Here is a 20,535-nt window from a genome sequence, read left to right as displayed (position 1 = left end):
CTTATTTCCAGCGATCCGCGGCCTTGTGGTCACTGTCGCGGCCCTCCACCCAACGGGCCCCTTCTGACGTGTTTTCCTTCTTCCAGAACGGCGCTCGGGTCTTCAGGTAGTCCATGACGAAGTCGCAGGCTTCGAATGCCGCCTGGCGATGGGCGCTGGCGGCTGCGACGAACACGATAGGCTCGCCCGGTTTCAATTCGCCCACCCGGTGAATCACTTCCAGCTTGAGCAGCGGCCAGCGCTGCTGCGCTTCATCGACGATCTTGAGCAGCGCTTTCTCGGTCATGCCGGGGTAGTGTTCAAGGAACATCCCTGCCACTTCAAGGCCGTCGTTGAAGTCGCGGACGTAGCCGACAAAGCTGACCACCGCACCCACGCCGACGTTGGCGTCGTGCATGGCATTCACTTCCGCGCCGGGATCGAACGCTGCGGCTTGCACTCGCACGCCCATATCAGCCTCCGGTGACGGTCGGGAAGAACGCCACCTCGTCGCCCGGCTCAACAGGCGTGTCCAGGGAACACAGCTCCTGATTACGGGCGCACATGATGCCTTTCTCGCTGAGCACCTCCCACACACCGCCGCGCTCGAGCAAATGCTGGCGCACGGCGTCGATAGTGGCGAACGCGCCTTCGAGCGTCTCACTCTCGGTGCCGAGGGTTTCGCGAAAACGCGCGAAGAACTGGACTTGCACGTGAATGGTCATTGGGCGTTCACCTGCTCGTCGGCGATGAAGTGCCCGCTTTTGCCACCGAGTTTTTCGAGCAGTCGCACGTGCTCGATGGTCATGCCTCGGTCCACGGCCTTGCACATGTCGTAGATAGTCAGGGCGGCGATGCTGGCGGCGGTCAGCGCTTCCATTTCCACGCCGGTCTGGCCGGAGAGTTTGCAGCGGGCAAGGATATGCACGGTGTCAGGGCTTTCGGCGGTGAGTTCGACCTTTACGCCCGTGAGCATCAACGGGTGGCAGAGGGGAATCAGATCGCTGGTTTTCTTCGCGGCCTGAATGCCGGCGATGCGTGCGACGGCAAATACGTCACCTTTGGGGTGCCCGCCTTCGACGATCATTTGCAGGGTTTCGGGCAGCATGCGCACGCGCGCTTCGGCCACGGCTTCACGGAACGTCACGTCTTTTTCAGTGACGTCGACCATGTGGGCGCGACCTTGGGAATCGAGATGAGTGAGCACGGGATGACTCCTGAACAGGAGCGGGGATTGTAGGGAGTTAGGGCTAGAAGCCACAAGCTGCAAGCTGCAAGCTAACGACCTTAAGCGGACCGTCGGCTTGCAGCTTGAGGCTAGACGCTTGAAGCTGATGTCACGTTACAAATGGCTCTCCGCGTATTCAGCCAGGATCGAGCGTGGAACACCTTGCAGACTGATGTGCACACCGTTGGGGAAGTCCTTGAAACGCTCCGTCAGGTAGGTCAGCCCCGAACTGGTGGCCGACAGATAAGGGGTGTCGATCTGCGCCAGGTTGCCCAGGCAGACCACCTTTGAACCGGCGCCGGCACGGGTGATGATGGTTTTCATCTGGTGCGGCGTGAGGTTCTGGCATTCATCGATCAGGATCAGGCTCTGCTGGAAGCTTCGGCCACGAATGTAGTTGAGGGATTTGAACTGCAGCGGCACCTTGCTCAGGATGTAATCGACGCTGCCATGGGTGTTTTCATCGTCCATGTGCAACGCTTCCAGGTTGTCGGTGATCGCGCCAAGCCATGGCTCCATCTTTTCTGCTTCGGTGCCGGGCAGAAAACCGATCTCCTGGTCGAGGCCCTGCACGCTGCGGGTGGCGATGATGCGGCGATAACGCTTGCTGACCATGGTCTGCTCGATGGCAGCGGCCAGGGCGAGAATGGTCTTGCCCGAACCGGCCGCGCCGGACAGGTTGACCAGATGAATGTCCGGATCGAGCAGCGCGAATAGCGCCAGGCCTTGATAGATGTCGCGCGGCTTCAGCCCCCATGCTTCCTGATGCAGCAGCGGCTCTTGATGCATGTCCAGCAACAGCAACTCATCTGGCTTGACGCCTTTGACCCAACCGACGAAGCCTTGCTCATCGATGATGAATTCGTTGATGTGCACAGACGGAATCTGCTCGATCATCTGCACTTTGTGCCAGGTACGGCCGTGATCCTGGCGGGTATCGACCTTGCTCACCCGGTCCCAGAAAGAGCCGGTCATGGTGTGGTAGCCGCGGGACAGCATCGACACGTCGTCGACCAGTTGGTCGGTGCTGTAATCCTCGGCCTCGATGCCGCAGGCACGTGCCTTGAGGCGCATGTTGATGTCTTTGGTGACCAATACGATGCGCGTGTCCTTTTTCCGCGCATGCAGGTCAATCAACTGATTGATGATGATGTTGTCATTGAGGTTGTCGGGCAGCACCCGGTTGGGCTCTTGCCGCTTGTTCATGAGGATGGACAGATAGCCCTTGAAAACACCTGTACCGCGATCGATCGGTACGCCTTTTTCGACCTCCTCCGGGGTCGCTTCGCCGAGTGTCTTGTCAATCAAACGGATCGCCTGCCGACATTCGGCAGCCACCGAGTGCTTGCCCGCCTTGAGCTTGTCCAGTTCTTCGAGGACCGTCATGGGGAGTGCAACGTGGTGTTCTTCGAAATTCAGAAGCGCGTTTGGATCATGGATCAATACGTTGGTATCGAGCACGTAAAGGATTGGCTGGTTAGAGGAAGGGGTGCGTCCGTGGTCATCCATACTCGCTCACCTTTGTAGTAGCCGGGTGGCGCAACACACAGCGATGTTGCGTCACGAAAAGGCCGCCGAGGCTTTCCCCTTGAGGCAGGAGAAAATTGCGCAAAGTGGGGTCTGGAATGACGCCACCTGTGTTGCAGGGTTCGGCGGTCTGTTGTCGTAATACCGCAAAACCGATGACATAAAAACGCGTTTCAGCGCTTTTTGAAGTTTATTTTTCAGGGGGCGAATTAGGCCTTGGCGGATGGGGCAACCGCGTTTAAAGTCGGAAGTCCGGTCTGGGATAAATCCTCAGAAATTTCCGACATCTCCCCCTCTCTATTCCTTTTCTTTCGCGGCCGGCGCCGTCTGATCTGTCGCTGCACCCGGCTGCTCGGCGGGCTCTTCTGCGGCGTCATCGTCTGGCGTGTCATCTTCCTCATCCGGCACATCTTCTTCGTCCGCCAACTGCTGCGGATAAATATGGCAATCCTCCCAGATCACACCGCTTTGCGCGGTATTGGCCATCAGCCATGGGACCGCCTGTTGCGGCTTGTCCGTGCTGTCATGAAACACCACATTGCCGCGCCGCCACAGCAGCATCAGCGTCAGCACCCGGTTGGCAGCCTGCTCGGCGCTGATGCGTCCGGTGCTGTCCTGGGAATCGATGTTCCACAGCGACACCCGCAGCTGCTGATCGCGGAAGAACGGCGCGCTGTCGGCACGACGATGCCCGTAAGGCGGACGGAACAGCGGCACGAAATTGTCCGGCAACACCTGCTGAATCAGCGCGGCCGTGCGCTGGATGGAGTCTTGCCAGTCGCGCCAGTGGGCATGGGACCTGAACTCCCAGCCTTGCAGGCCGACGCATTGCTGCCGGTAGACGTTTTGCAGCGCTGGCGCTGAAGTGCTGTCGAGACGACTTTGCAGGCTTTTGCCCAGGACGAAGAAGGTCGCGGTGATCTTCTGTTGGCGCATGAAGTCAGCCAGCCAGTCCGTGGCCCCATCAGCAACCGTCGGACCGCTCTCGAAATTGAGCAGGAAGGTCCGGTCCGGCATTTCTTCGCCGCTGAGTTCGTCGGAGTTATAGCGCTCGATCTCGCTGCTGGTCTGCGGGAACAGGGCGGCCATGCGCAACAGTTCGTTGAGATAACGCTGGCTGAAGGCATCGGCCGGCGCCGCCCACTGCGCATAGAAGGAATCATCGGCCACTTTGTATTCGGCGGCGCGCTGACGCAGCATCGGCACGTCGTCGACCAGCACGCAGAACGAGGCGTCGGCTTCACAGGTTTTTTCAGCGAATGTCCAGTTCTCGAACAGGCGCGTCCACAACCGTGTGCGGATCAGGTTCACCGTCGGCAGGTTGATCTGGCGCAGCCCCAGGCGCGCACTCAGCTGGGCATCGCTGAGCTTTTCGCTTTCCAGCAACTGATGGGCGAAGCTGAGAATCTGGGCGCGAGAAGCGACGTCGAACAGCTGCGGCGTTTCCAGAGCCTCCGGCCAGACTGCGCGATCCAGCATCGCGATATCCCCCGTGGCCGCCTGTGCGTTGAGCCCCAGCAAACAGGCTCCGATCAATAACAGCATGCGCAAAACGACGTGCTCCCAATCCTTGATAAAGAGGCCGAAAACCGGCGAGGCACTATAGCGGATTTGCCCAGGGCCAGATGGCCGGATTCGGGCACGGCTTCCGTAGGATTGCGCCTATCGACACCATAGCTGGAGTGAACCTCACGCAACCCCTAGAATCGCCCGACGATTAAAGGAGACCTGCCCATGCTGATGGTGATTTCCCCAGCCAAAACCCTCGATTTCGAAACGCCGCCTACCACCAAGCGCCATACCCTGCCGCAATTTCTGGATCATTCTCAGGAGCTCATCAGCCAGCTGCGCGACCTGACCCCCGCGCAGATCGGCGAGCTGATGCACCTGTCCGACAAGCTCTCGGGCCTCAATGCCGCCCGCTTCGGCAGCTGGGATCCGGCGTTCACCCCCAAAAACGCCAAACAGGCGCTGCTGGCATTCAAGGGCGATGTGTATACAGGGCTCGACGCCGACACACTGAGCGGACCCGATCTGACTTACGCCCAGAAGCACCTGCGCATGTTGTCCGGGCTCTATGGATTGCTGCGCCCCCTGGACCTGATGCAACCGTATCGGCTGGAAATGGGCACAAAACTGGCGAACGCCAGGGGCAAGGATCTTTATGCATTCTGGGGCGACCGCATCAGCGAGTGGCTGAACGATGCGCTGAAAGAACAAGGCGACGACGTGCTGCTTAACCTCGCGTCGAACGAGTACTTTTCGGCGGTCAAGCGGCCGGCACTTAATGCCCGCGTGATCGAAACCGAGTTCCGCGACCAGAAAAACGGCCAGTACAAGATCATCAGCTTCTATGCCAAGAAAGCACGGGGCATGATGACCCGCTTCGTCATTTCCGAGCGCATCAGCAAGCCCAAAGACCTGGCCCAGTTCGATGCCCACGGCTATCGATACAGCAAAGAACTGTCCTCCCCGGACAAGCTCATTTTCCTGCGCGATGAGCAAGATGCCTGATTGGCACCTGCCCTTTCCTGCGACCAAATGCCTGCCCGTCTTCAACCAATGACGGGCATCGCGACGCCATTTCATCCCTACTTCAGTGCACTGCTCAGCGCACATTTCTCGTGATTTTAGTGCGAGCAGGCAAACACCATCATTCGAATGCGTCTGTCCATCCAACCGAAAGCAAACAAAAACAGTGACTCTGTTCGCAAATTCCCACACTTACTTAGTTCATAAGCTACAGTTTGCACGGACGAACGGTAGTGCTGACAGCTAATTGGCGCCAACTAACAGTCGAAAACTAACGGTTCTTTTTTTTCTCAAAAAATTAACAACTTTTTTTGCAGATTTCGGGTCGTGAATTTGAACTAGTGACACCCCACCCTGCAGGCCGGCCAAAGCCTTATAAACTAAGGCTCAAACCTTGATCGCCAGCCCGCTGGATCCCGCCAGAAAGCACCGAGTGTTACGAAAAATCTCAAAAAGAGGACGAGCGGCCCGGAACTTATGGGGATTGCCCACGCTCCTACATCCCGTAACAATTCTCGTCCCCCATGTAGGACATCTCTTACATGGCACATGGACAGATCTGGAAGTTGCTTCTCAACGAAGTTAGACCCATGGGTCAAGTGGTACGTACAAGGAGTCACGCACCAAACTAGTTGAAGTGAATTGAGCTAGCACCATTCGGGTGCCCGCAGTCGTGAATCGGGGCAGATTCATCGGGAGACGGCCAAAAGCCTTGCCCTTGATCGCCTGAGCATGACGCGCAAATCATCCGTCGGAGTGCCTGCCACATCCCAGATCGGGAACCTATATAAATATGTATGGGCTACTCGACACTTTTGATCTGTAACATTCGGGTTTACCTTTCATCCAGGTAACTCACCCTTAATTCTGCCTGTGCTTGTCACGCGACATTCATTTGCCGTGCGTACGAGTGCGCGAAAAGTTGTAAGACAGTTTTTATATTCGGCCAACTAATGGCGTAAACATTGAGGAGATTACTATGCGTATCAGCATCTTTGGTTTGGGCTATGTCGGTGCAGTCTGCGCAGGCTGCCTCTCGGCGCGTGGTCATGATGTTGTTGGCGTGGACATCTCCGCTGCCAAGATCGATCTGATCAACAAAGGCAAGTCGCCAATCGTTGAGCCAGGTCTGGGCGAGTTGCTGGAAACCGGCATCAAGACCGGCAAACTGCGTGGCACCACCGACTTCTCCGAAGCGATCCGCGACACTGACCTGTCGATGATCTGCGTTGGCACGCCAAGCAAGAAGAACGGCGATCTGGAGCTGGACTTCATTGAATCGGTCTGCCGCGAAATCGGCTTCGTACTGCGTGACAAGAGCACCCGTCACACCATCGTCGTGCGCAGCACCGTTCTGCCAGGTACCGTCGCAAACGTTGTCATCCCGATCCTCGAAGACTGCTCGGGCAAGAAAGCCGGCGTTGACTTCGGTGTCGCGGTCAACCCTGAATTCCTGCGTGAAAGCACCGCGATCGCTGACTACGACCATCCTCCGATGACCGTTATCGGCGAATTCGACAAGGCGTCCGGTGACGTTCTGCAATCCCTGTACGAAGAACTCGACGCACCGATCATCCGCAAGGACATCGCCGTTGCCGAAATGATCAAGTACACCTGCAACGTATGGCACGCGACCAAGGTCACTTTCGCCAACGAAATCGGCAACATCGCCAAGGCAGTCGGCGTCGACGGCCGCGAAGTGATGGACGTGGTCTGCCAGGACAAGGCTCTGAACCTGTCGCAGTACTACATGCGCCCAGGCTTCGCTTTCGGCGGTTCCTGCCTGCCAAAGGACGTCCGCGCCCTGACCTACCGCGCCAGCACTCTGGACGTTGAAGCACCTCTGCTCAACTCCCTGATGCGCAGCAACGTTTCCCAGGTTCAGAACGCTTTCGACATCGTTGCTGCCAGCGACACTCGCAAAGTTGCCCTGCTGGGTCTGAGCTTCAAGGCCGGTACCGATGACCTGCGCGAAAGCCCACTGGTCGAGCTGGCAGAAATGCTGATCGGTAAAGGCTACGACCTGAGCATCTTCGACAGCAACGTCGAATACGCTCGCGTTCACGGCGCCAACAAGGACTACATCGAGTCCAAGATCCCGCACGTTTCGTCCCTGCTGAACTCGGACTTCGACGCGGTCATCAACAACTCCGACGTGATCATCCTGGGTAACCGCGACGAGCGCTTCCGTGCACTCGCCAACAACGCGCCAGCCGGCAAGCGTGTGATTGACCTGGTGGGCTTCATGAAAGGCACCACCACCGAAAACGGTCAAATCGAAGGTATCTGCTGGTAACACACAGCGAGCTGCAAGCCACGAGCTGCAAGTTTCAGGCTTCATCCCTCCCGTCCCGGGCGTCAGCGCCTGCGACGGGAGGTTTGAAGCTTGCGGCTTGAGGTTGCAACTGACTTAGGGATACACACTATGCAAAGGCTGAAGCACGGCTTCCTCCAGGCCGCAGGTTGGCTGTTTTATCTAACTTTGCTGGCTGCCATTGCCATGGCGCTGCCTGCATCGCTGTTTGACTCGCACTCCAAAGATTTCATTTTCCTGATCGGTATCGTCGGCATCTGGCGCTACTCGATGGGCGCAACGCACTTCGTGCGCGGCATGATCTTCCTGTACATCGTCTACCCGCACCTGCGCCGCAAAGTGCGCAAGCTGGGCAAGGCAGCCGATCCGTCCCACGTGTTCCTGATGGTCACCAGCTTTCGTATCGATGCGCTGACCACCGCTCAGGTGTACAGCTCGGTGATTCGCGAAGCCATCAACTGCGGCTTCCCGACCACCATCGTGTGCTCCCTGGTGGAAATGTCCGACGAGCTGCTGGTCAAGGCACTGTGGGCCAAGTACAACCCGCCGGAGCACGTCAAGCTCGACTTCGTGCGCATCGCCGGTACCGGCAAGCGTGATGGTCTGGCGTTCGGTTTCCGCGCCATCTCCCGCCACATGCCGGACGACCGCTCCGTCGTTGCGGTGATCGACGGCGACACCGTTCTCGCTGAAGGCGTGGTGCAGAAAACAGTTCCGTGGTTCCAGCTGTTCGGCAACGTCGGCGGCCTGACCACCAACGAATTCTGTGAAGTACGCGGCGGCTACATCATGAGCGAGTGGCACAAGCTGCGTTTCGCTCAGCGTCACATCAACATGTGCTCGATGGCGCTGTCCAAGCGCGTGCTGACCATGACCGGCCGTATGTCGGTGTTCCGCGCCACCGTGGTGACGGACCCGATGTTCATCGCTGACGTGGAAAGCGATTCGCTGCAGCACTGGCGTCTGGGCCGCTTCAAGTTCCTGACCGGCGACGACAAGTCCAGCTGGTTCAGCCTGATGCGCCTGGGCTACGACACGTTCTACGTGCCGGATGCCGCCATCAACACCGTTGAACACCCGCCGGAAAAGAGCTTCCTGAAAGCCAGCCGCAAGCTGATGTATCGCTGGTACGGCAACAACCTTCGGCAGAACTCCCGTGCGCTGGGTCTGGGCTTCGGTCGTCTTGGGGTCTTCACCAGCATCGTGCTGTTCGACCAGCGCGTATCGATGTGGACATCGATCCTCGGCCTGACCGTTGCCATGCTGGCAAGCCTCAAGTTCGGCATCGAATACCTGCTGGCGTACCTGCTGTGGATCGGTATCACCCGTCTTATCCTGACCCTGCTGCTGTCGTGCAGCGGGCACAAGATCGGGCCGGCGTATCCGATGATTCTCTATTACAACCAGATCGTCGGCGCACTGATGAAGATTTACGTCTTCTTCCGTCTCGACCGACAGTCCTGGACCCGACAGGACACAAAACTGAGCCGCGACATGGCCAGCTTCCAGGGTTGGTTCAACACCTGGTCGTCGCGGACCATGACTTTCTCGGCTGGCAGCATCTTCGTTGCCGTGCTGCTGACAATGGTCTGACCGGGCCTTTGACCGAAACAATGGATCAACTCGATTAATCAGGAATTACCACCATGAATACAGCCGTGAATGCCAATGTCGTACATGAATCCGAAGCCCAGCGTCAGCACGCACGGGTCAAGATCCCGGCCAAACTGCGACTGCTCAATGGTCAGCCGAACGCCCCGCTGGTGCGTGTCGAAGACCTTTCCGCAGGCGGTCTGAGCTTTGTCGCTCCTGCCAACCTGCGTCCAGGCGTCGGTGAAGTCATCAAGGGTCGTCTGCAGTTCCTGATCGACAACCTCGGTCTGGCAATGGACGTTGACCTGCAAGTGCGCACCATCGATTCGAGCACCGGCCGTGTCGGCTGCCAGTTCCAGAATCTGGAATCCCAAGACATCTCGACGCTGCGTCACCTGATCACTTCGCACCTGTCGGGCGACCTCATCAGCATGGGCGAAGTGCTGGCTACCCTGCAGCGCGACAACTTCACCAAGGCCCGCAAATCCAAAGACGGCGGCAGCGGCCTGAGCGCCTTCGGTCGCCTGCGCGCCGTGACCTTCAGCGTCGGTATCTTCGCTGTCGGTTTGATTGCGTTCGGCTTCGTCGCGAAATCGGTCTACGGCATGTACTTCGTCAGCCACTCCACCTCGGGCCTGGTCAGCGTCCCTAGCCTGGATGTCACCATGCCTCGTGAAGGCACCGTGACCAGCCTGGTAACGCCAAACGGCAACGTCGCCAAAGGCGCTCCGCTGGCGACTTTCAACACCAGCATGCTGGACATGTTGAAAGGCAACCTGGACCCGGACGAAATGCAGCCGGCCAAAATCGAAGAGCTGTTTGGTCGTCAACTGGCCGGCACCATGACCAGCCCGTGCGATTGCGTCGTGGCCAAGCAACTGGTCGCCGACGGTCAGTACGCAAGCAAAGGTCAGGTCATCTTCCAGATGGTCCCGCGCAACGTTGCCGCCAATGTCGATGCTCGCTTCACCTACCGTCAGTTCGCCGATGTACAGCCGGGCGCTCGCGTGACCTTCCAGGTTGCCGGCGAAGACGGCGACCACAGCGGCAAGATCGTCAGCGCCACGGCTCTGAGCCCTGCTGACCTGTCTTCCGACATCCGCGTTCAGATCCAGCCTGACGAAGCCATCAACAGCAGCCTGGCAGGTCGTCCGGTTGAAGTGGTAAGCACCCGCGGCCCGTCGCTGAACTGGTTGATCGATAAAGCCACGGCGGCAGGTTTCTAAACATGGCTAGCCCACTACGAAGCTTGTCAGCCCCTACAGTGTTGAGCCTGGCGATCGCTATCGGTTTGGGCGGCTGTGCCGGCCTGCCCGATCAGCGCCTGGCCAACGAAGCCCTGAAACGCGGCGACACCGCGATGGCGGAGCAAAACTATCGGCAACTGGCGGACCTGGGCTATAGCGATGCGCAGGTCGGCCTTGCGGACATCCAGGTGGGTACTCGCGACCCCGAGCTGATCAAGCAGGCCGAGGCAACGTATCGCGCTGCTGCCGCCACTTCGCCTCGGGCGCAATCGCGTCTGGGCAAGTTGCTGGCGGTCAAGCCGAACTCCACCGAAGCCGAGCAACGTGAAGCCGAAGGTCTGTTGAAGAAGGCCTTCGCCAATGGCGAAGCCGGCACGCTGATCCCGCTGGCGATGCTCTATCTGCAGTACCCGCACACGTTCCCGAACGTGAATGCGCAGCAGAAGATCAACGAATGGCGCGCGACCGGTTACCCGGAAGCGGGTCTGGCCCAAGTGCTGCTGTATCGCACCCAGGGCACCTACGACCAGCATCTGGCTGAAGTCGAAAGCATCTGCAAGCAAGCGTTGCGCACCACTGACGTTTGCTACACCGAGCTGGCGACGGTCTATCAGAAGCGCGGCGAAGCCGACAAACAGGCGGCGCTGATCGAGCAGATGCAAAGCGGCTACGCGATGGGCAGCGTGCCTGCCATGCGGGTCGACAGCGTCGCTCGCGTGCTGGCGGATTCGACCCTCGGCAAGCCGGACGAAAAGACCGCGCAGTCGCTGCTGGAGAAAGTTGCCCCCGGTTACCCCGCTTCCTGGGTCAGCCTGGCGCAATTGCTGTACGACTTCCCCGAGCTGGGTGACGTCAACAAGATGATGGAATACCTGGACAACGGCCGTGCTGCGGATCAACCCCGCGCCGAGCTGCTGCTGGGCAAGCTGTATTACGAAGGCAAGCTGGTCTTGCCGGATGCGAAGAAAGCCGAAGAGCACCTGACCAAGGCGGCTGCGACGCAAATCTCCGCGCATTACTACCTGGGTCAGCTGTATCGCCGGGGCTATCTGGGCCATCCAGACCCGCAGAAAGCGGTCGACCAGTTGCTGACCTCCGCACGCGGTGGCCAGAACAGCGCCGACTTCGCCCTCGCGCAGTTGTTCTCGCAAGGCAAAGGTATCAAGCCTGATCCGGTCAACGCATGGGTCTTCGGCCAGCTCGCACTGGCCCAGGGCACACCGCAAGCGACGGATCTTGCGCAACAACTGAACGAACAATTGCCGCCTGAGAAGCGCGCCCAGGCGCAGAGTCTTCTCCAGCGAGAACAGCAGGTCCGCGGCACAACCGCGCAAAACGCGTTGGCCTTGCAGACACTGCAAGAAGAAAAAGACGGCGGGGACGCACCTCTATGAAGCTTAAGTTGAACCCTCTGATGGCGGCCGGATTCGGCCTGGGCTTCTCCCTGATCTGGGCCACGCCGACACTGGCCGCCCTGACCGACACTCAGAATTTCGGCATCGAAGTCAAAGCGACCGGCCAGATGGAAGACGACCGTGACCTCGGCACCCGCAGCGGTGGCGACGTCAACGGTGTCGGTCTGGATCTGCGTCCGTGGGCGTATGGCGAGTGGGGCAACTGGAGCGGTTACGCGATGGGCCAGGTCGTCACCGCGACCGACACCATCCAGACCGACCCGCTGGACCAGCAGGTCACCGACGCAAACGGCCAAAGCGCCCAGCGCTCGCGCAGCACGTCGAACAGCCGCAAAGTCGATGACAGCTACGCGGCCCTGCGTGAGTTCTGGATCGGCTACAGCGGTTTCACGCCCTACCCCGGCGAGATCCTGAAAGTCGGCCGTCAGCGTCTGCGCAATGACGATGGTCAGTGGCACGACACCAACATCGAAGCGGTGAACTGGACCTTCGACACCACCCTGCTCAAGGCAGAAGTGGGCGCCGCCCAGCGCTTCAGCGAATACCGCACCGACCTGACCGAACTGTCGGCACAGGACAAGGATCGCTCGCACCTTTATGGCGACGTGGAATACCAGTGGACGCCGGGCCAGTGGGCAGGCGTTCGTGCGCACCACAGTCATGACGGCGGCAGCCTGAAACAACAGGGCTCGGCCATCGACGACCTGGACAAGACTTCGCGTGGCGACCTGACCTGGCTGGGTCTGCAGGCCAACAGCGATGCGTACAACTACCGCAACCTGAACACCGTCAACTATTGGGGCAGCCTGACCTGGCTGACCGGCGATCGTGACCGCATCGGCACCACCTATGACGCCATTGGCGATCAGTACGTGGCCGGTGAGAAGAACAGCGAAAACGTCAACGGCTGGGCGACCGACCTGGGCCTGCGTTTCCGTCTGGATCCGATGTGGCAAGTGGGCGGCGCCTACTCCCGTGCCAGCAAGAACTACGAGCAGAACGGTCTGGAAAGCAACCGCTCGAACTGGACCGGTACCCGCTCGCGCGTGCATCGCTTCGGTGAAGCGTTCCAGGGCGAAATGGCCAACGTAGAGTCCGGCTCGCTGTTCGCTTCGTGGCAGATGCAGGACGAGTACGACGCCTCGCTGATCTACCACAAGTTCCGTCGTGTCGACGGCCATTCGGGCATCGGCGGCGCGGGTATCAACCCGGCTCAGGAAAATGTCGACTCCGATGGCGTCAGCACATTCGCCTCGCTGCCGCTTGAAGACGGCCGCAAGGACCTGGGCCAGGAAATGGACCTCGTCGTCACCAAGTACTTCAAGCAAGGCCTGCTGCCTGCTGCGGTGAGCCAGTCGTTCGACGAACCGTCGGCGCTGATTCGTCTGCGTGCAGGCGTGTTCAAACCGGGCGATGCGTATCACAGCGGTGTAGATGATTACATGCACCGCGCCATCGTCGACGTCATCTGGCGCTTCTGATGCAAGCCGCGATAGGAGTGCAATGAGATGAACAGTCAATCAAGCAGATTGCGTCACCGGGCATGGCCGCATGCCTTGCTGGAAAGCTCTGTGCTGAAATGCGCAGTGTTGAGCAGCGTCATGCTGCTCTCCAGCACTGCGGCCATGGCCAACAACCCGTTGCCGGTTCCTGCCCCTGCGGCGCATCCGGCGGATGACAAGGAAGTGGTGGTCAAGGGCCTGCATCAGGCCAAGACCTACACCATCAGCAGCCCGCCCATCGAACCGCTGTTGATGGACAAGCCCAAGCTGCCTGACCTCTCGGGTTACACCGAGCAGGCCATGCAGAAGAAGATCGTGCGCAGCAAGCCGGGCAAGGTCGCGATCAAACGCATGATGCAGGAAGACTCGCTGAAGGAATTCATCGGCGGTGACAACAAGATGGCCGAATGGGTAGCCCGTCAGCACGGCATTCCCCAGGCCATCTTCATCGAAGACGGCTACATGACGTTGCAGGACCTCGCGAAAAAGGTGCCTAAACAGTACCTGAGCGAGACCTCGCCGGGCGTGTTCCTGGCTCGTCTGCCGATCGTCGTGGGCAAGAACGGCATCCTCGAAGTCGACAAGAAAACCACCGAACTGCGCCTGTCTCAGGACGCCGGTGCGTTTCTGGTCAACGACAACCTGCTGTTCATGTCGGACACCAAACTGACCGGCTGGAGCGAGAAATCCAACGGCCCGTCGACGTTCAAGGCGCCGAAGGAATTCCGTCCGTTCCTGCTGTCCTGGGGCGGTACGCAGACCTACATGTTCAACACCAAAGTGGCGAGCCTGGGTTACAACAACAGCAAGTCGTACGGGATCAGTATTTCCCAGTACACGCCGAACATGAAGGCTCAGATGAATCGCGCCGAGCCAACCGGCTGGATCGTCAACTCTGAATTCTCGGACATGTGGTACGGCTTCTACTGCTATGAAACCCGTGACTTCGTGGTCAAGGGCAGCACCTACCACGACAACATCATCTACGGCATCGACCCCCATGACCGTTCCCACGGTCTGATCATTGCCGAAAACACGGTGTACGGGACCAAGAAAAAGCACGGGATCATCGTCTCCCGTGAGGTGAACGACAGCTTCATCATCAACAACAAAAGCTACGACAACCACCTGTCCGGCATCGTCCTTGACCGTAACAGCGTGAACAACCTGGTGGCGTACAACGAGATCTACCGCAACCACACCGATGGCATCACCTTGTATGAGAGTGCCGACAACCTGCTGTGGGGTAACCGTGTGTTCGCCAACAAGCGTCACGGCATCCGGGTTCGCAACAGCACCAACATCAAGCTGTACGAAAACCTGGCCATCGGTAACGGTTTGATGGGCGTTTACGGCCACATCAAGGACCTGTCTGACACTGACCGCGACATCAAGCTCGATCCATTCGATGCCGAAGTCTCGCTGATCATGGTCGGCGGCGAACTGACCTCCAACGGTTCAGGCCCCCTGTCCATCGACTCGCCTCTGAGCGTCGAGCTGTACAAGGTGTCGATGCTTGCACCGACCAAAGCCAGCGGGATCAGCTTCAACGGTGTACTGGGCGATCGTCAGGACGAAATCCTCGATCTGCTGGTGCGCCAACAGAAAGCCGTGTTGATCGACCCGGTCGAAAGCCAGAAACAACTCCGGGACTGAGGAAGATATTTCTATGCACGCACATTTGATCAAACTGCTCAGCCTCTCGGGCCTGACCGCTGCACTGTTCGCCGCCAGCAATGGCGCGTATGCAGCGGACACCACAGCCCCGACCTTCACTGCCGAGCCTTGCTGCAGTCTGTGCCCAGAAGCGCATGACGAAAAAAACTACGTCAGCCGCTATCAGCAGAACTTCACCACGCTGGTTCAGGCCCAGGGCGACTGGCTGTTCCGGACCCGTGAAGACCTGCGCACCGAATTCGATACCACGCCTGAAGGCTATCGCCGCATGCAAATGCTGCACGACGCCTTCAAGAGCAAGGGTGTAGAGCTGGTGGTCGTGTACCAACCCACCCGCGGGCTGGTTGATCGCAACAAGCTGTTCCCGGCCGAACGCGACAAGTTCGACTACAACACCGCACTGCGCAACTACCAGGCCATGCTCGGTCGTTTCGCAAAAATGGGCTACACCGTGCCGGACCTGTCGCCGTTGACCAACGAGCAACAGGCCCACGATTTCTACTTCCGCGGTGACCAGCACTGGACGCCGTACGGCGCTCAGCGCACGGCTAAAATCGTCGCTGATTCCGTGAAGAAGATGCAGGCCTTTGCCGGCGTTCCGCGCCGTGAATTCGAGACCCATTTGTCAGGTCGCATGGGCAAGAAGGGCACTCTTCACAATATGGCCGGTCAATTGTGCGGCACGAGCTATGCCATCCAGTACATGGACCAGTTTGAGACGGAACCCAAAGGCGAAGCAGCCGACGGCGACCTGTTTGGTGACTCCGGCAACCCGGAAATCACCCTGGTCGGTACCAGTCACAGCGGCAAGAACTACAACTTTGCCGGCTTTTTGCAGGAATACATTGGTGCTGATGTGCTGAACGTCGCCTTCCCGGGCGGCGGCCTTGAAGGTTCGATGCTGCAGTACCTGGGCAGCGAAGACTTCCAGAAACACCCACCGAAGATTCTCATCTGGGAATTCTCGCCGCTTTATCGCCTCGACCAGGAGACCATCTATCGCCAGATGATGTCGCTGCTGGACAACGGCTGTGAAGGCAAGCCGGCAATCATGAGCACTAGCACCACCCTCAAACCAGGGATCAACGAGTTGCTGGTCAACGGCAAAAACGGCATCAAGGATGTGCGCAACGGCAGTAATCAGATCGACATCAAGTTCGCCGACAACTCGGTGAAAACCCTTCAGGCGCGCCTCTGGTACATGAACGGTCGCCACGAAGACTTGAAGATCGAAAAACCTGAAACATCTGAAACCGACGGGCGCTTCTCCTTCGAACTGCGCGATGACAAAGACTGGGCTGACCAGCAATTGCTCGCACTGGAAGTGCAGGGTCCGGAAGCGGGCACTGCGCCACAGCAGGTCGAAGCGAAAGTATGCAAACGCAACGTGTTCCCGAATGTCGCGCATCAAACCGCGCAAGCCGGGTTATGAGGCTCCTATGCACACTCCAAAACTGATGCTCCCTACCCTTCTGTCGCTGGCGATGATGTCCTCGGCACTGTTCGCCACCGGCGCCAGCGCTGCGTCGACACTCGTGCCGCCGCAGGGTTACTACGAAGGTGTCGAGAAATTCAAGACAGGCCAGGGCAAGTTCAGCTGTGACTCAATCCCGCAGCCTTACACCGGTCCGCTGCAGTTTCGCAGCAAATACGAAGGCTCGGACAAGGCCCGCGCAACGTTGAACATGGTTTCGGACCAGGCGTTCCGTGATGCGACCAAAGACATCACCACCATGGAGCGTGCCACCAGCAAGGTGGTGATGCAGTACATGCGTGACGGTCGCCCGGAACAGCTCGATTGCGCGCTGAACATGCTGACCACCTGGGCCAAGGCCGATGCGCTGGAGTCCACCGACTTCAACCACACCGGCAAGTCGATGCGCAAATGGGCACTGGGCAGCATGTCGTCCGCTTATCTGCGCCTGAAGTTCTCCGAGTCGCACCCTCTGGCTACCCGCCAGCAGGAGACGCAGGTCATCGAAGCCTGGTTCAGCAAACTGGCGGATCACGTGGTCAGCGACTGGAACAATCTGCCGCTTGAGAAGACCAATAACCACTCGTACTGGGCCGCCTGGGCCGTGATGTCCACGGCAGTGGCGACCAATCGCCAGGACCTGTTCGATTGGGCCGTGAAGGAATTCAAGATCGGCGCCAACCAGATCGACCCGCAAGGGTTCCTGCCGAACGAGCTCAAGCGCAAGCAACGCGCGCTGGCCTACCACAACTATGCGCTTCCGCCGTTGGCGATGATCGCGAGTTTCGCCCAGGCCAACGGTGTCGATCTGCGTCAGGAAAACAACGGTGCGCTCAAGCGTCTGGGTGATCGCGTCCTGGCTGGCGTGAAGAATTCAGGCAGCGAATTCGCAGCACGTGACGGCGAAAAGCAGGACATGACGGACCTGAAAACCGACATGAAATTCGCCTGGCTGGAACCGTATTGCTCGCTGTATGACTGCGGCCCGGATGTGCTTGAACAGAAACACAAGATGCAACCGTTCAAGAACTTCCGCCTCGGCGGCGACCTGACCCGCACTTATGACCCGACGCATGACAAGGGTGATAAGGGCGGCTCGTAAGCGCAGCGGGATGTGGGGGCAAGTTCGCTCGCGAAGGGGCCATGAGCGGCACCCGTTTATTCGCGAGCAAGCTCGCTCCCACAGGGTAGTTCCGGGTTAACCCGAACATGTTTCGGCCCTCCATTTTTCGTGGGGGGTTTGGGGGGGCTTCGGCCCTTGATGTTGGACAAATGGAGAGGTAAAGGATGGTTTTCTCATCCAACGTGTTCCTGTTCCTGTTCTTGCCGGTGTTTCTCGGCTTGTACTACCTGAGCGGGCAACGCTATCGCAACCTGCTGCTGCTGGTCGCCAGCTACGTGTTCTACGCGTGGTGGCGAGTGGACTTCCTGGCACTGTTCGCAGGTGTGACGCTGTGGAACTACTGGATCGGCCTGCGCGTAGGCGCTGCCGGGGTCAGAACCAAACCGGCACAGCGCTGGCTGCTGCTCGGCGTGGTGGTCGACCTGGGCATCCTTGGCTACTTCAAGTACGCCAACTTCGGCGTGGACAGCATCAACGCGATGATGACGTCGATCGGTCTTGAGCCGTTCATCCTCACCCATGTGTTGCTGCCGATCGGTATCTCGTTCTACATCTTCGAGTCCATCAGCTACATCATCGACGTCTACCGTGGGGACACCCCGGCGACGCGCAACCTCATCGACTTCGCAGCATTTGTGGCGATTTTCCCGCACCTGATCGCAGGACCGGTGCTGCGTTTCCGCGACCTGGTGGACCAGTTCAACAACCGCACGCACACCCTCGACAAGTTCTCCGAAGGCTGCACGCGGTTCATGCAGGGTTTCATCAAGAAGGTCTTTATTGCCGACACGCTGGCGGTGGTCGCCGACCATTGCTTTGCCCTGCAGAACCCGACCACGGGTGACGCCTGGCTCGGCGCGCTGGCGTACACCGCTCAGCTGTACTTCGACTTCTCCGGCTACAGCGACATGGCCATCGGCCTGGGCCTGATGATGGGTTTCCGCTTCATGGAAAACTTCAAACAGCCCTACATCAGTCAGTCGATCACCGAGTTCTGGCGTCGCTGGCACATCAGCCTGTCCACCTGGCTGCGTGACTATCTGTACATCACGCTGGGCGGCAACCGTGGCGGCAAAGTCGCGACCTACCGCAACCTGTTCCTGACCATGCTGCTGGGTGGTCTGTGGCACGGCGCCAACATCACTTACATCGTCTGGGGTGCCTGGCACGGTGTGTGGCTGGCGATTGAAAAAGCCATCGGCCTTAACACTGCGCCACGCACATTCAACGTCGTTCGCTGGGCCTTCACCTTCCTGCTGGTGGTCATGGGCTGGGTCATCTTCCGCTCGGAAAACCTGCACGTTGCCGCCCGCATGTACGGCGCCATGTTCAGCTTCAGCGATCTCGGTCTGTCGGAGCTCAACCGCGCCAGCCTCACCGGCCTGCAAGTAGCAACGCTGGTCGTGGCATACATCACCCTCGCCTTCTTTGGCCTGCGTGATTTCTACCGCAACCGTGCGCCGGCCAAGCCGACCGACAAAGCCGTGCAGGCCGATGGCCCTGCCGCTGCCGAGCCTGGCCTGATCAAGGCCGTGCCGGGCGACAAGCCGGGCAGCATTCATCAACCGGGTTACATCGTCGGCACCGAAGCGCAGGTTCAGCCTGCCTACTGGACCGCCGACTGGTCGCGCTATGCCATGCGCGCGCTGATCCTGCTGATGTTCGTTGCATCGATCCTGAAACTCTCGGCGGCCAGTTTCTCGCCGTTCCTTTACTTCCAGTTCTGAGGAGCCTGACATGACCCGTTCATTACGTTTCCTCTACATCTTCCTGTTCCTGGCGATTCTGCTGGTCCTGGGTCTGTGGTCGTTGCGCAGCTTCGTCGGCTTCTCGACGTCGAAGGAAACCACCGTGCTGAATGGTCACTGGACCAAGGCGGTGGAAACCCACTACGACGAAGCATTTCCGATCAAGCGTCTGGGCACCAACCTTTGGGCGGCGCTGGACTACAAGCTGTTCAACGAAGGTCGTCCGGGCGTGATCCTGGGCAAAGACCAGTGGCTGTACACCGACGAAGAGTTCGACGCCGTTGCCAACAGCGAGCAGAACGAAGCAGACAACCTGGCAATCATTCAGGGCGTGCGTGACACCCTGAAAAAGCAAGGCACGCAACTGGTGCTGGCGATTATCCCGGCCAAGACCCGTCTGTACCCGGAGCACGTCGGTGACAACAAACCGGCCACGCTGCACACCGATCTGTATCAGCAGTTCCACGCTCAAGTGAATCAGGCCGGCATCCTTGCCCCGGATCTGCTGACGCCGCTGCAAAGCGCCAAGGAGAAGGGCCAGGTGTTCCTGCGCACCGACACCCACTGGACGCCGATGGGCGCGGAAATCGTCGCCCAGCAGTTGGGTGACGTGATCAGCAAGCAAGTGCCGCTGAACGTTGAACCGCAGAACTTCGTCACCGAAGCCAAGACGACCGAACCCTACAAGGGCGATCTGACCAACTTCCTGCCGCTGGATCCGCTGTTCACCAACCTGCTGCCCAAGCCGGATGACCTGCAGCAGCGCAGCACCAACCCGGCTCAGGCTGGCGCCGAAAGCGATGATGCCCTGTTCGCGGACAATTCCGTTGCAGTGGGTCTGGTCGGCACCAGCTACAGCGCCAACCCCAACTGGAACTTTGCCGGTGCGCTTAAACAGGCCCTGCACGCAGACGTCGTGAATTACGCCGAAGACGGCCATGGCCCGATCCTGCCGATGCTCAAGTATCTGCAGACCGACGCCTTCAAGAGCAGCCCACCGCAGGTGCTGATCTGGGAATTTCCGGAACGCTACCTGCCCGCTCACAACGACCTGACCGAGTTCGACCCACAGTGGATCGCTGAACTCAAAAAGGCCCGTGACCCCCAACAGAATCTGGCGGACAACGCCAACAACTCCAAGTCGCCCACCCGGGCGCAAAACTGAGAGGACTCTTT

General features: G+C 59.1%; 16 protein-coding genes. 11 read left to right on the top strand and 5 right to left on the bottom strand.

Translation table 11 applies throughout. The features are described from left to right. Position 1: 1 nt before the first annotated feature. The 5 genes from moaE to BBI10_RS22765 all read right to left on the bottom strand — a co-directional run bounded on the left by moaE (position 2) and on the right by BBI10_RS22765 (position 4,285). Positions 2 to 451, bottom strand: a complete 450-nt coding sequence (gene moaE / locus BBI10_RS22785) for a molybdopterin synthase catalytic subunit MoaE (protein ID WP_065991953.1) — start codon at positions 449 to 451, stop codon at positions 2 to 4. Between the two features lies 1 nt (position 452). Then, positions 453 to 704, bottom strand: a complete 252-nt coding sequence (locus BBI10_RS22780; RefSeq protein WP_065991950.1) for a MoaD/ThiS family protein — start codon at positions 702 to 704, stop codon at positions 453 to 455. Beyond that, the gene (gene moaC, locus BBI10_RS22775) at positions 701 to 1,186 is read right to left on the bottom strand and encodes a cyclic pyranopterin monophosphate synthase MoaC (RefSeq protein WP_065991948.1); all 486 of its coding nucleotides are present in this window, start codon (positions 1,184 to 1,186) and stop codon (positions 701 to 703) included. The genes BBI10_RS22780 and moaC overlap by 4 nt, the downstream gene beginning before the upstream one ends. 135 nt (positions 1,187 to 1,321) lie before the next feature. Continuing rightward, on the bottom strand, positions 1,322 to 2,716 hold the full coding sequence (locus BBI10_RS22770; protein ID WP_065991946.1) for a PhoH family protein: 1,395 nt from the start codon (positions 2,714 to 2,716) through the stop codon (positions 1,322 to 1,324). 315 nt (positions 2,717 to 3,031) lie between these two features. After that, positions 3,032 to 4,285 carry a polysaccharide deacetylase family protein gene (locus BBI10_RS22765; RefSeq protein ID WP_083233238.1) on the bottom strand — a complete coding sequence of 418 codons (1,254 nt, stop codon included), beginning with the start codon at positions 4,283 to 4,285 and terminating at the stop codon, positions 3,032 to 3,034. A 183-nt stretch (positions 4,286 to 4,468) separates the two neighbouring features. Here BBI10_RS22765 and yaaA point away from each other — a divergent pair, with 183 nt between their 5' ends. The 11 genes from yaaA (at position 4,469) to BBI10_RS22710 (ending at position 20,524) form a co-directional block, all read left to right on the top strand. Then, on the top strand, positions 4,469 to 5,248 hold the full coding sequence (gene yaaA, locus BBI10_RS22760) for a peroxide stress protein YaaA (protein WP_065991940.1): 780 nt from the start codon (positions 4,469 to 4,471) through the stop codon (positions 5,246 to 5,248). A gap of 997 nt (positions 5,249 to 6,245) precedes the next feature. Beyond that, positions 6,246 to 7,562 carry a nucleotide sugar dehydrogenase gene (locus BBI10_RS22755; protein ID WP_065991938.1) on the top strand — a complete coding sequence of 439 codons (1,317 nt, stop codon included), beginning with the start codon at positions 6,246 to 6,248 and terminating at the stop codon, positions 7,560 to 7,562. A gap of 129 nt (positions 7,563 to 7,691) precedes the next feature. After that, positions 7,692 to 9,173 carry a mannuronan synthase gene (gene alg8 / locus BBI10_RS22750; RefSeq protein WP_065991936.1) on the top strand — a complete coding sequence of 494 codons (1,482 nt, stop codon included), beginning with the start codon at positions 7,692 to 7,694 and terminating at the stop codon, positions 9,171 to 9,173. A gap of 53 nt (positions 9,174 to 9,226) precedes the next feature. Then, a complete protein-coding gene (locus tag BBI10_RS22745; protein WP_065991934.1) occupies positions 9,227 to 10,399 on the top strand; it encodes an alginate biosynthesis protein Alg44 in 1,173 nt (390 codons plus the stop codon). A 2-nt stretch (positions 10,400 to 10,401) separates the two neighbouring features. Next, entirely contained in the window at positions 10,402 to 11,814 is a 1,413-nt protein-coding gene (gene algK / locus BBI10_RS22740) for an alginate biosynthesis TPR repeat lipoprotein AlgK (protein WP_065991932.1), read from the top strand. Beyond that, positions 11,811 to 13,316, top strand: coding sequence for an alginate export family protein (locus BBI10_RS22735; RefSeq protein WP_065991930.1), 1,506 nt, complete (start codon positions 11,811 to 11,813; stop codon positions 13,314 to 13,316). The genes algK and BBI10_RS22735 overlap by 4 nt, the downstream gene beginning before the upstream one ends. 27 nt (positions 13,317 to 13,343) lie before the next feature. After that, on the top strand, positions 13,344 to 14,993 hold the full coding sequence (gene algG / locus BBI10_RS22730; protein WP_083233237.1) for a mannuronan 5-epimerase AlgG: 1,650 nt from the start codon (positions 13,344 to 13,346) through the stop codon (positions 14,991 to 14,993). 13 nt (positions 14,994 to 15,006) lie between these two features. Then, positions 15,007 to 16,446, top strand: a complete 1,440-nt coding sequence (locus BBI10_RS22725; RefSeq protein WP_065991928.1) for an alginate O-acetyltransferase — start codon at positions 15,007 to 15,009, stop codon at positions 16,444 to 16,446. A 7-nt stretch (positions 16,447 to 16,453) separates the two neighbouring features. Next, the gene (locus BBI10_RS22720; RefSeq protein WP_065991927.1) at positions 16,454 to 17,590 is read left to right on the top strand and encodes a mannuronate-specific alginate lyase; all 1,137 of its coding nucleotides are present in this window, start codon (positions 16,454 to 16,456) and stop codon (positions 17,588 to 17,590) included. A 185-nt stretch (positions 17,591 to 17,775) separates the two neighbouring features. Next, on the top strand, positions 17,776 to 19,338 hold the full coding sequence (locus tag BBI10_RS22715) for an MBOAT family O-acyltransferase (RefSeq protein WP_065991926.1): 1,563 nt from the start codon (positions 17,776 to 17,778) through the stop codon (positions 19,336 to 19,338). Positions 19,339 to 19,348: 10 nt separating this feature from the next. Next, complete coding sequence (locus tag BBI10_RS22710; RefSeq protein WP_065991925.1) at positions 19,349 to 20,524, top strand: alginate O-acetyltransferase; 1,176 nt, start codon at positions 19,349 to 19,351, stop codon at positions 20,522 to 20,524. Positions 20,525 to 20,535: the final 11 nt, after the last annotated feature.

Source organism: Pseudomonas graminis (assembly GCF_001705435.1).
Lineage (GTDB): Bacteria > Pseudomonadota > Gammaproteobacteria > Pseudomonadales > Pseudomonadaceae > Aquipseudomonas > Aquipseudomonas graminis_B.
This window is presented reverse-complemented; position numbering and strand designations above follow the sequence as displayed.